This window comes from Photorhabdus kayaii, assembly GCF_025384895.1.
Classification (GTDB): Bacteria; Pseudomonadota; Gammaproteobacteria; order Enterobacterales; family Enterobacteriaceae; genus Photorhabdus; species Photorhabdus kayaii.
The window spans coordinates 74,151-85,401 of sequence record NZ_JAJAFZ010000015.1 but is presented as its reverse complement, the minus strand read 5'-3'; the positions used below and the strand labels follow the sequence as shown (position 1 = coordinate 85,401).

Genomic DNA, 11,251 nt, shown 5'->3' with positions numbered 1-11,251 from the left:
TATATAGGCACTCCGGTTGCCATCATTTATCCTTCAAAAAGTTCCAGTGAGTTACAGAATCTCAGTATATTCAGAATTTTAATTCTTGGAAGAGGTTTTGTAATAAAAATGAGTCGGTTTAGCACGAATTAATAGCACGGGGTTTGCTGAACAAGCAGAATAAAATGCCGGGCTTGGAATAATTAGCATGGATATTTATTTTTCGTGAATATTTCTTTCTCGCCAATAACTAGGTGAGCAACCAACTAATCGATTAAAGAAGCGGGCAAAATAGGCTGGATCTTTAAATCCGAGCTGATAGGCAACTTCAAATACTGGGCAATCACTGAATAATAATAGCCGTTTAGCTTCACGCAGTTGACGGTCGAAGATAAGTCGTTTCGGTGGACGGTTGGTAAACCGACGGCACATATCTTTTAACCGCGATTCTGTAATATCTAACTTATGAGCATATTCCGGTACGGAAAGATGATGATGATAATAATTGTCTATTAATTGGTTAAAGCGCTGAAACAATTTAATTTCTCCTCGCACGCCATTCATCGGGTGATCATCAAGAGGAATATTGCGCAATAACAGGGTAAATATAGCTTGTGCCAGGAATGTCAGCGATTGCTCTCGACCGATAAAGTTATTAGATGATTCGCGGGCGATTAACGCCCAATAGTGATTAAAAGCGGCTAGCTCTTCCGGTTTATCGGCGACGGATAAGCAAATAGCCGGAATATCAAGAATATCTTTATTAGCCGGATAGAGTGATTCCAATAACGGTAATATCAGATCTTGCCGTACGGTAAGGACATATCCGTCACTGTCATCTTGAGTGAAAAAAGCGTGAGGAACGGAGGGCGGAGTCAGGATAAACAGCGGTGCTTGTACAGAATAATGTTGAGCATCCAACTGTAATTCAATATGGCCGGTGATCAAAAAATGAAGTTGGAAGAAACCATCGTGACGATGAGCTTGCATATTACGACCAAAAAATGCCGCCATCCGGCCAAAGGTCTGATAATGCACATCATCAGTGCCTTGGGTTTCATCATAATCCTTGCTGATATCAATGTTGGCAATGATAGGTTCAGCCATGATGGTTTTTCCTTTTTATTGAAAATTATGGCGCTGTTCTCTGTCTGGCGTGTTTCATTGGGATCAGCCAAATAATGGCTGCGCCAACGACCAGCAACCCGGCAACGAAATAGAGCCCGGTATTAAAGCTTCCTGTCTGATCTTTCAACCAGCCGATTAATAACGGGCTGAGTGCTGAACCTATGTTACCTGTAGCGCTAATAACGGCAATGCCGATCGCCCTTGCGCGTAAACTGATAGCTTGATCTGGCGTTGTCCAGAAGACCGCCATTGCGGTAAATGAACCGGCTGAAGCTATAATAATCCCAGTGAGCTGAATGACACTATGGTGAGTCAATGAGGTCAATATCCAGCCCGCAGCGGCAAACAGATAAGGTAGCGCCGTATGCATTTTACGTTCTTGTAACCGGTCTGAACGGCGACTCCAGTAAACCATCCCGATGATGGTACAAAACTGAGGAATAGCGGTCAGAATGCCGATCATGATGTTACTGCTGCCCTGATTGAAGCTTTGCACAATCTGTGGCGTCCAGATATTAATCGCACTCAAGGTATTGGTTAGACAGAAGTAGGCCAAGGTATACATCAGCATGATCGGCGCGAAAATCTCACGCCATATACTGCGTTTTTGCATTGTCTGATAAGTTGATGAGCTTGCTGATTGAACCAGAGCGGGCTGGTCGTTATCCATCATCTCTTGTAAGCATTTTTTGTCTTCATCTGTCAGCCACTTAGCTCGCTTGGGTGAATCATCAAGATAGAACCAAACGACAATTCCCAGTAGTACCGAAGGAAAACCTTCCAGCAGGAATAACCATTGCCAGCCGTGAAGGTTCATGAGGCCATCCATTTCCAGAATATAACCGGAAGCCAGAGAACCAAACGCCATCGTCACCGGCATTGCCACCATAAACAACGCGTTGGCACGGGCGCGATAGTAAGCCGGGAACCAGTAAGTCAGATACAACAGGATACCCGGCACGAAACCTGCTTCGGCGATACCGACTAGCATACGCAAGATATACAGACTGGTTGGTCCGGTGGCGAACATGGTGGCAGTGGAAGCGATCCCCCAGAGCACCATAATCGTGGCTATCCAGCGTCGCGCTCCGACAATGCTAAGCATGATATTGCTAGGAATACCGAAGATAACATAAGTGGCATAGAACAGCGTTGCCGCCAGACCGAACATGGTTGCGTTCAGTCCAAGATCTTTGCCCATTGTCAGGCCGGCAAATCCGATATTAATTCGATCCAGAAACGAAAATACAAATAAGACGAACAGGAAAATAATCAGGCGACGGAATAGCTTATTAATGACGGATTGCTGTTGTGCCGTTAGCGGTTTATGTTGACCAACCGGAAGCTCCGGCTGTTGCACGGCAGTTGATGAATCGCTCATTATCATTTTCCTTAATTACTGTTTTATGTGTATGACGTTGTTTAGGAAATTAAATGCTTGTTGAGTAAATCAGTTGTTATACCCGTTATCTTTCAAGTTGCCTCTTTGTTGGCTGCACTCGCTCACCCCGGTCACATCGTTATCTATGCTCCCGGGGATTCACTCCTTTGCCGCCGCGATGCATCTTGAAATCCATAGGGTATATTATGATTGCTAAGATTAATAAACACCGGATAAAGGTGCTACCGGCGGCTCTTTATCCGCGATAAATCGTGCTGCCAGTGCTTCCGCTGTCCGAGCCAGTAAAGTTGTATCAATACCAACAGCAACGAATAGAGCGCCGAGTTTCAGGTAATGCTCGGCGACATTGGGTGCTGACATCAGAATGCCCGGCGCTTTACCCGCTACTTTGATTTGGGCGATTGCCTGCTCAATTGCGGATTTCACTTCAGGATGTTGCGGATTATTGGTAAAGCCCATGTCGGAACTTAGATCCGCCGGACCGATAAAAACACCATCCACACCGTCTACTTTGAGGATCTCCGGCAGGTTACCGAGTGCTTCACGGGTTTCTACCTGAACCAGAACGCAGATTTCATCATTGGCGCGATGCAAATAATCAGGAATTCTGTTCCAGTGGGAAGCTCTTGCCAGAGCGCTGCCCACACCACGGATACCCGCCGGTGGATAACGGGTTGCGCGAACCGCTTCGTAAGCCTGCTCAGCGTTTTGTATCATGGGGATTAATAACGTTTGGGCGCCGATATCCAATAGTTGTTTAATGATGACCAGATCATTCCAGGGTGGGCGCACAATGGGATGACTTGGATAAGGGGCGATGGCTTGCAATTGGCTTAAAATCGTCTGAACATCGTTCGGTGCATGTTCGCCATCAATAAGTAGCCAGTCGAAACCGGCTCCGGCCACTAATTCAGTACTATAGGGGTTACAAAGCCCTAACCATAGACCGATTTGTGGCTGGCCTGCTTTTAATGCCTGTTTAAATTTATTGGTTAACCGATCCATATTTTTCCTCCTTAAACAAAACGGCAACTGATAGCACCGATGGGGCCATAATCCACATGGAAGGTATCCCCTTTATTTGCTGGAACCGGGCGGGTAAAAGAGCCGCTGAGAATGATTTGTCCTGCTTCGAGCTGAACACCATGTGGGGCCAGTTTGTTTGCCAACCATGCGACACCGTTAGCCGGATGATTAAGTACCGCAGCCGCGACACCGGATTCTTCAATCACGCCATTGCGATAGAGCAGAGCGCTGATCCAGCGCAGATCAAACTCGTCGGGTTTAATTGGGCGGCCGCCCATAATGACGCCGCCGTTGGCGGCATTGTCAGAAATCGTATCGAACACTTTGCGTGGACGCTTGGTTTCCGGATCGATGTTATGGCAACGGGCGTCGATCAATTCCAACGCTGGAATGATGTAATCGGTTGCATTGTAAACATCAAACAGTGTGCAGTTCGGGCCACGCAAAGGTTTTGCCAGAATAAATGCCAGTTCGACCTCAATACGGGGCACAATAAAGCGATCACATGGAATATCACTGCCATCAGGGAAAAACATATCGTCCAGCAGAGCGCCATAATCTGGCTCACTGATTTGTGAACTGGCTTGCATAGCCTTTGAGGTCAGGCCAATTTTATGGCCTTTGAGTACGCGACCTTCGGCAATTTTCAACTCCACCCAGTGACGCTGAATAGCATAAGCATCGTCGATGGTGATTTCAGGGTAATCCAATGAGATCTGGCGTATTTGTTCACGGCTTTTTTCTGCTTGATGCAGACGATGTGCAACCTGTGATACGACTTCTTTCTGTAACATGCGGTTAAACTCCTGTGTCCTCTATGCCACCAAAGCAGAGGTATTTCACTTCCAGATAATCTTCGATACCGTAACGAGAACCTTCACGTCCCAAGCCCGATTGTTTAATGCCGCCGAAGGGGGCGGCTTCATTAGAGATCAAACCTTCATTGATCCCGACCATGCCGCTCTCCAGCGCTTCTGCCACACGGTAGATCCGGCCGATATCGCGGGAATAAAAATAAGCCGCCAGCCCAAATTCAGTCTCATTTGCCAGATGAATGGCTTCTGCTTCATCACGGAATTTGAACAGGGGAGCAATAGGGCCAAATGTTTCTTCTTGGGAGATAAGCATGGATTCATTGACATCAGCCAGTACGGTAGGTTCGAAGAACAGACCGCCTAGAGCGTGTGGTTTACCCCCGGCCAATATGCGTGCGCCGTGGGAAATGGCGTCACTGATGTGTTCCTCGACTTTATCGACGGCGGCTTGATTGATCAGTGGGCCTTGTTGTGATTTGGCATCGTTGGCCGGGCCAACCTGCAACCGATTAACGGCTTGTGCCAGACGTTCGGCAAAAGTGTCATAAATGGTTTCCTGCACCAAAATTCGATTAGCGCAAACACAGGTTTGACCGCTGTTGCGGAATTTAGCTATCAACGCTCCCTGTACCGCGGCATCAATATCAGCATCATCAAAAACGATAAATGGTGCATTGCCGCCCAATTCTAGTGATAGCTTTTTCACGGTATCGGCACTTTGTGCCATCAAGAGCTTACCGACACGGGTTGAACCAGTAAAAGAGAGTTTGCGAACAATCGGGCTTTGGGTCATAACCCCGCCGATGGTTTTTGCATCGACGCCAGTCACCACATTGAATACCCCTGCGGGAATGCCGGCTTGTTCCGCTAGCGCGGCCAGAGCCAGAGCGGAAAGTGGGGTTTCCGAGGCGGGTTTTAGGATCACCGTGCAGCCCGCTGCCAGAGCAGGGCCAACCTTGCGGGTGATCATGGCGTTGGGGAAGTTCCACGGTGTAATGGCCGCCACAACGCCAATAGGTTGTTTAATCGTGGCAATCCGGCGACCGGGCAAGGGGCTTGGAATGGTTTCACCGTAGGTACGTTTACCTTCTTCCGCAAACCATTCGATGAAACTGGCACCATAAGCGATCTCGCCCATAGCTTCTGTCTGTGGCTTCCCTTGCTCCCGGCTCAACAATTCAGCCAGTGCCTGTTGATTTGCCAGCATTAACTGAAACCAACGTTGCAGGATCTGGCTGCGTTGTTTGGCTGTCATGGCTCTCCAGGCTGGCAGGGCTTGCTGAGCGGCTGCAATTGCGCGTTCTGTTTCGGCCGCCCCCATATTACTGACGTGGGCAATAACTTCACCATTTGCCGGGTTAGTCACCTTAAAAGTTGCTTGGTTGTCGGCATCAACCCACTGCCCGTTGATATAAGCTTGTTGACGCAGTAATTCCGTATTTACATTATTTGTCATGATTTTTTTCTCCTGAAGACACTTGTATGAGTGGTTTTCGCCGGTAGAAAGTGGCTAGCTGTTGGCATAACCAACACAATCCAGCACAAACCGTCATTACAAGGGCCATAGCAAAAGGGGTTTCATCTTGTAGTAAAGAGACGGCAACACTGGCAAGTGCTGCCATAGCAAATTGTGCGGAAATCGCGAGCGCGCTGGCGCTGCCGGCAAGTTGGCCTCGATGTTGAAGTAATAAAGAGAGGCTGTTAGTACCAATGGCATTAACCAGCGAGATAAACAGTACGATCAAAATGACGATCACCGTCAGACTTTGCTGATAAAAGATAACCAGTAAGATGCCAAACAGTAATTGAGCACTGGTTTGGATAAATAACAGACGAGAAAGATCGTAGACTTTTAGTAAACGGACATTGAGCAGCACTATTGCCATCATGCCGAGTGCATTACAGGCGAACAGTAACCCATAGTAATTCGCCGGAACCTGAAAATAGTTGATATAGACGAAAGGGGAACCACTGATAAATGCGAACATAGCCGCACAAGTAAATGCCAATGTGCCGATAGTTGCCATAGCTTCACCGTCAGTCAGTAACTTGCCGTAATTTTTAAAAGCGGTGATAAGTTTTCCATTGTTACTCTGAGCGGGCAGCGTTTCTGGCAAGAAAAATAGTAATAATATTCCACTGATACAACCGAACAGGCCCAATAACGCAAATATGGCTTGCCAATTGAAATAGGTTAACAATAAGCCACCAAGTAATGGGGCAATAAGTGGCGCTATCATGGTCACTAAAGTCATGAGTGATAGCACGCGTGGTAATTCCTGTGGGCCATAGATATCACGGGCGATCGCTCGGCCCATGACCACCGCGGCGCCGCTGCCAAATGCCTGTAATGCGCGCAGTAAAATCAGGTGTTCAACGTGTGTCACCAAGGTACACAACGCACTGGCAACGACAAATAATGCGATACCGCTGAGCAGCAGTTTTCTTCGCCCTAAATGGTCGCTCAGTGGGCCGTATAACAGCATACCGATACAGAAACCGGCGAAAAATGCGCCCAAAGTATGTTGCATCTGCCCTTGTGTTGCCTGTAATTGCCTTGCCATTTCCGGCAAGGCTGGCAGGTACATATCGATCGACAGAGGCCCGAAGGCCACCAGTGCGCCTAATAAAGGGATTAACCAGCGAGGAGGATGCGGATGAAAGGGCTTCGGCATCACTACTCCTTACGAAACAAGGCGTGGACGTTGTTTTGTTTGTAGTTCAATACCGGGTCTAATTCTTCCATCGTAAAAGAGAGGGCAAGGTAACGTTGTGCCATCAGCGAGGCAAAATGTTGTTTGATCAGAGTGAACAGTATCTCACCAACCTGTTGACGGCTTTCAAGGCTGCGTCCTGCGCCGATTTTCAGTGTCATATGGACGAAGGCGTAATCATGTTGACCATCGGCCATTTGCCAAGTATCCAGCCAGATGGCGCGGCTGCGTATGCCGCCTAATGGGAAAATACCGGTATCTGCCAGCGCCTGATTCACTTTGACAAACAATTCAGGCAAATTGGCTTGTTCGCGGATATTTTCCGTACATTCAGCATAAAAATGTGGCATTAGGTTGCTCCTAATCAGGGGATCGCGGGTTTATCGGTGATGTAATCAGGTAGTGGAAATACGGCGTTGACTTGCCCGGTACCAGAACTCGCAAACAGTTCAGTCAGAAACTCCACTTTACCGTCATATTTATCCCAACCGAGTAGACCTAATAACATCACCGTGTCGTGCATATTGCCTTCGCCATAACAATAATCTGCATATTCCGGCAGCATCTTGCAGAACTCTTTGAATTTGCCCTCTTTCCAAAGTTGAACCACCCGATGATCCATCTGTTCATCAAATTCTCGGGTGTAGCTATTCATGCCCTCTTCAGCGCGTTGATCATCAATAAAGCGGTGAGAAAGGGAACCGCTGGCGAGTACAGCAACGGTGCCATCATATTTCTCAATCGCTGTCAGAATTGCCTCTCCAAGACGACGGCTATCTTCAAAAGCATGGACAGTGCAGAATGCGGAGACCGAGACAACTTTAAAATGTCGGTCACTGTTCATGTAACGCATTGGTACCAGCGTGCCATACTCCAGTTTCAGGCTTGAGATTTCATGCGCCTGAGCGCGTACGCCGACATTGCGTGCCTCTTCTGCGATCATTTGTCCCAATTCAGGGTTACCGTCATATTCATAACTCATATCCCGGATGAAGTGGGGTAATTCATTACTGGTGTAAATGCCGGAGAAATGGTCGGCGCAATTGATGTGATAGGCACTATTCACCAACCAGTGCGTATCAAACACAATAATGGTATCGACACCCATTTCGCGACAACGGCGACTGATCTCTTTGTGACCATCAATCGCTCCCTGACGGCAACCGTGATGCTTTCCCGGTAGTTCAGACAGATACATGGATGGCACATGTGTAATTTTGGCTGCTAACGCTAACTTACCCATAAAATCCTCATTTGATATCAGGACGGCGAACCGGAATTCGCCGTGGTTAACGCTGACGGAACGGTTATACCCCCCAACGTGGGATTGGATGATCCCCCATAGAGATACAGACGTTTTTCATCTCAGCAAACACGTCAAAACTGTATTCACCGCCTTCACGGCCAGTGCCAGAGGCTTTCACGCCGCCGAAGGGTTGACGCAGGTCACGGACGTTCTGGGTGTTGACGAATACCATGCCAGCTTCAATATTGCGGGCCAATCGCAAGACTTTGCTGACATCCTGCGTCCAGATGTAAGAAGCCAGACCGTACTCCACGTCATTTGCCAGGCGCAGACCTTCTGCTTCATCTTTGAATGGCAGCAGGCAGGCGACAGGGCCAAAGATCTCCTCCTGAGCAACCCGCATACGGTTATCAACATCCGCCAGCACCGTTGGGCGCAGGAAATGGCCCTCTTTCAGGTGTGTCGGCAAATCGATGGGCTTGTCTGGGCCACCAGCCAGCAACGTTGCACCTTCCTCTATTCCCAGACGGATGTAACCGGAGACTTTCTCCCAATGCGGCTTGCTGATAAGTGCACCGATCTGGGTGGTTGGATCTTGTGGATCACCCACCCGCAAACGATTAGCGCGTTCCACAAAACGCTTAATAAACTCAGGGTAGATACTTTCCTGAATGAAAATGCGTGAACCGGCGGTACAACGTTCACCATTAATAGAGAAAATGGTGAACAACGCGGCATCCAGTGCGCGATCAATATCCGCATCTTCGAAGATCAGAACCGGAGATTTACCCCCTAGTTCCATTGAATATTTTTTCAAGCCGGCATTTTTCATAATCTGACGACCCGTTGCTGTGCCGCCGGTAAACGAAACTGCCCGTACATCGTGATGTTTCACCAGTGCGTCACCCGCGGTAGCACCATATCCCTGAACCACATTCAGCACACCGGCAGGGATACCCGCTTCTCGTGCCAATTCTCCTAAACGGTTTGCGGTTAATGGGGAAAGCTCTGACATTTTCAGTACTGCGGTGTTACCTAGTGCTAAACAGGGGGCAACTTTCCAAGTGGCGGTCATAAATGGCACGTTCCACGGAGAAATCAGTGCACAAACACCGACGGGTTGCACCAATGTATAGTTGAGCATCTTGTCATCAACGGGATAGGTACGGCCGTTCATTTGCTGACAAATCTCAGCAAAGAAGTTGAAATTGTGAGAAGCGCGAGGGATCAGCACATTTTGTGTCTGATGAATGGGCAAACCGGTATCTTTGGTTTCCATTGCGGCGATTTCAGGCACATTCTCATCAATCAGTTCACCCAAACGGCGCATCAGGCGTGCACGCTCTTTCATCGGCAGATCTGCCCATTTGGGAAAGGCTGCCTTTGCGGCGGCAACGGCTTGATCAACCTCTTCTTGACCGCCGGAAGCGACTTCTGCCAGCACTTCGCCGGTAGCCGGGTTTGTGGTTTCAAAATAGGTTTTACTGCTGACGTTTTTGCCGTTGATCCAATGGTTAATTACGGTCATTACAGACTCTCCTCATACTCTTGCTGGCTGACAATACGGTTGACCAGACGCCCTACACCTTCAACTTCAACAATAACTTCATCTCCCGGCACCACATCGGATAATCCTTTTGGCGTGCCGGTGGCGATCATGTCTCCCGGTTGCAGCGTCATAAAGTCACTTAAATAAGCGATCAAGAATGGAATATTGAAGATCAAATCAGCGGTTGTGCCGCGTTGACGCAATTCACCATTAACCCAGGTGCTTAATGTCAGATTATGCGGATTGGGTACATCTTCTTTATCGACGAACCACGGACCGATGGGGGTCAGTGTATCGCGGCTTTTTACCCGGAGATTAGGGCGATAGTAGTTTTCCAGATAGTCACGGATTGCGTAATCGTTACAGACGGTGTACCCGGCAACGTAATCCATCGCTTGTTCTTTAGTCACTTTGTGGGCGGTTTTGCCGATGACAACCACCAGCTCGGCTTCATAATGCATATATTCCACATTATCAGGGCGAACGGAAACCTGACGATGACCGGTTAGCGTATTGGCGGCCTTGATAAAAACCAGCGGTTCTTTGGGAGGCTTAAATTCCAGCTCAGTGGCGTGATCAGCATAATTCAAACCGAGGGCAAACAGGGTACCGTTTGCGGGTGGCAGCCACTGAACGGATTCGCCGTTGATTTTACTGCCATCAGGCAGACAGACATTTTCCTGTTCATCGACGGTAACAATCAAATCGCGACCTTGATAGTGAACTCTTGCGTGTTTCATGCTTTTTCTCCCACTTGCACAACCTGATTTTCCAGTGATGGGAAACCTGCTGCTCGAATAACAACTTTGTCGCCCGGTTTGATAGCCACGCGTTGGTGTGGCGTTCCAAGCAGGATCACATCCCCCTCTTTAAGGGTTGCGAAATCACTCAATGCTGCAACTAATTCCGTGGCTGAACGTACCAGATCGGCGGTTGACCAGCGATCGACTTCCTGACCATTGATTTCGGTAATAATATCTAACGCATCAATGGATTTAGGATGGATCATTTGGCCTATGGGGCAAAAACCATCACGACACTTAGCTTTAATTGCCGGACGATAAAAAGCGGTTTCAGGCAGGCTGACTTCATTAGCTAATGCATAACCTGCGATATATTCGGCTGCGTTTTCGATAGCAACTTTGCGGGCGGTTTTACCTATTATTAATGCCAGCGTTGCACCGCTTTGAACCTCTTCACCTACCGGATGGGGAATCGCTTCACCGGAGGTGATAACGGTATTGCGTGATTTAATGAACCATACTGGTGTCTTAGGCAAAGTGTTATAAGGTGTTTGCTGAAATGAGTCATGCCAGAAATCTACCTGGCTCTGGTGGTTGAGGGCTACGGCGAAGACAGTGCCTTTCATTAACGATTCCTCATAAACTTAAA

General features: G+C 48.2%; 12 protein-coding genes. 1 reads left to right on the top strand and 11 read right to left on the bottom strand.

Features of this window, described 5'->3' with window-relative positions; genetic code table 11:
* Positions 1–195: 195 nt before the first annotated feature.
* Positions 196–1,086 (bottom strand): 4-hydroxyphenylacetate catabolism regulatory protein HpaA, encoded by an 891-nt coding sequence (gene hpaA / locus LGZ98_RS08260; RefSeq protein WP_162107513.1) that lies wholly within the window; start codon positions 1,084–1,086, stop codon positions 196–198.
* Between the two features lie 25 nt (positions 1,087–1,111).
* Positions 1,112–2,488 (bottom strand): 4-hydroxyphenylacetate permease, encoded by a 1,377-nt coding sequence (gene hpaX / locus LGZ98_RS08255; protein WP_262977946.1) that lies wholly within the window; start codon positions 2,486–2,488, stop codon positions 1,112–1,114.
* Positions 2,489–2,545: 57 nt separating this feature from the next.
* Between hpaX and LGZ98_RS08250 the strand changes: the two genes are divergently transcribed.
* Positions 2,546–2,677, top strand: a complete 132-nt coding sequence (locus LGZ98_RS08250) for a hypothetical protein (protein ID WP_262977945.1) — start codon at positions 2,546–2,548, stop codon at positions 2,675–2,677.
* 30 nt (positions 2,678–2,707) lie between these two features.
* Here LGZ98_RS08250 and hpaI read toward each other — a convergent pair whose 3' ends face one another.
* From hpaI to LGZ98_RS08205, 9 genes are all read right to left on the bottom strand, one after another.
* Complete coding sequence (gene hpaI / locus LGZ98_RS08245) at positions 2,708–3,514, bottom strand: 4-hydroxy-2-oxoheptanedioate aldolase (protein ID WP_262977944.1); 807 nt, start codon at positions 3,512–3,514, stop codon at positions 2,708–2,710.
* A gap of 11 nt (positions 3,515–3,525) precedes the next feature.
* Positions 3,526–4,329 (bottom strand): 2-oxo-hept-4-ene-1,7-dioate hydratase, encoded by an 804-nt coding sequence (hpaH, locus tag LGZ98_RS08240; RefSeq protein ID WP_049583187.1) that lies wholly within the window; start codon positions 4,327–4,329, stop codon positions 3,526–3,528.
* A 4-nt stretch (positions 4,330–4,333) separates the two neighbouring features.
* Entirely contained in the window at positions 4,334–5,806 is a 1,473-nt protein-coding gene (locus LGZ98_RS08235; protein ID WP_113042107.1) for an NAD-dependent succinate-semialdehyde dehydrogenase, read from the bottom strand.
* Complete coding sequence (locus LGZ98_RS08230) at positions 5,796–7,025, bottom strand: Bcr/CflA family multidrug efflux MFS transporter (protein ID WP_191214828.1); 1,230 nt, start codon at positions 7,023–7,025, stop codon at positions 5,796–5,798. Before LGZ98_RS08230 ends, LGZ98_RS08235 begins: the two co-directional genes overlap by 11 nt.
* 2 nt (positions 7,026–7,027) lie before the next feature.
* Positions 7,028–7,414 carry a 5-carboxymethyl-2-hydroxymuconate Delta-isomerase gene (locus LGZ98_RS08225; protein ID WP_113042108.1) on the bottom strand — a complete coding sequence of 129 codons (387 nt, stop codon included), beginning with the start codon at positions 7,412–7,414 and terminating at the stop codon, positions 7,028–7,030.
* 14 nt (positions 7,415–7,428) lie between these two features.
* Entirely contained in the window at positions 7,429–8,307 is an 879-nt protein-coding gene (gene hpaD, locus LGZ98_RS08220; RefSeq protein WP_113042109.1) for a 3,4-dihydroxyphenylacetate 2,3-dioxygenase, read from the bottom strand.
* Positions 8,308–8,371: 64 nt separating this feature from the next.
* Positions 8,372–9,838, bottom strand: a complete 1,467-nt coding sequence (gene hpaE, locus LGZ98_RS08215) for a 5-carboxymethyl-2-hydroxymuconate semialdehyde dehydrogenase (protein WP_113042110.1) — start codon at positions 9,836–9,838, stop codon at positions 8,372–8,374.
* On the bottom strand, positions 9,838–10,599 hold the full coding sequence (locus LGZ98_RS08210; protein ID WP_113042111.1) for a fumarylacetoacetate hydrolase family protein: 762 nt from the start codon (positions 10,597–10,599) through the stop codon (positions 9,838–9,840). The genes hpaE and LGZ98_RS08210 overlap by 1 nt, the downstream gene beginning before the upstream one ends.
* The gene (locus LGZ98_RS08205; protein WP_113042112.1) at positions 10,596–11,228 is read right to left on the bottom strand and encodes a fumarylacetoacetate hydrolase family protein; all 633 of its coding nucleotides are present in this window, start codon (positions 11,226–11,228) and stop codon (positions 10,596–10,598) included. The genes LGZ98_RS08210 and LGZ98_RS08205 overlap by 4 nt, the downstream gene beginning before the upstream one ends.
* Positions 11,229–11,251: the final 23 nt, after the last annotated feature.

Bases quoted from the DNA above. Each gene is read 5' to 3' on its own strand.
- hpaA (WP_162107513.1), bottom strand. From the start codon at position 1,086: ATGGCTGAACCTATCATTGCCAACATTGATATCAGCAAGGATTATGAT.
- hpaX (WP_262977946.1), bottom strand. From the start codon at position 2,488: ATGAGCGATTCATCAACTGCCGTGCAACAGCCGGAGCTTCCGGTTGGT.
- hpaI (WP_262977944.1), bottom strand. From the start codon at position 3,514: ATGGATCGGTTAACCAATAAATTTAAACAGGCATTAAAAGCAGGCCAG.
- hpaH (WP_049583187.1), bottom strand. From the start codon at position 4,329: ATGTTACAGAAAGAAGTCGTATCACAGGTTGCACATCGTCTGCATCAA.
- LGZ98_RS08235 (WP_113042107.1), bottom strand. From the start codon at position 5,806: ATGACAAATAATGTAAATACGGAATTACTGCGTCAACAAGCTTATATC.
- LGZ98_RS08230 (WP_191214828.1), bottom strand. From the start codon at position 7,025: ATGCCGAAGCCCTTTCATCCGCATCCTCCTCGCTGGTTAATCCCTTTA.
- LGZ98_RS08225 (WP_113042108.1), bottom strand. From the start codon at position 7,414: ATGCCACATTTTTATGCTGAATGTACGGAAAATATCCGCGAACAAGCC.
- hpaD (WP_113042109.1), bottom strand. From the start codon at position 8,307: ATGGGTAAGTTAGCGTTAGCAGCCAAAATTACACATGTGCCATCCATG.
- hpaE (WP_113042110.1), bottom strand. From the start codon at position 9,838: ATGACCGTAATTAACCATTGGATCAACGGCAAAAACGTCAGCAGTAAA.
- LGZ98_RS08210 (WP_113042111.1), bottom strand. From the start codon at position 10,599: ATGAAACACGCAAGAGTTCACTATCAAGGTCGCGATTTGATTGTTACC.
- LGZ98_RS08205 (WP_113042112.1), bottom strand. From the start codon at position 11,228: ATGAAAGGCACTGTCTTCGCCGTAGCCCTCAACCACCAGAGCCAGGTA.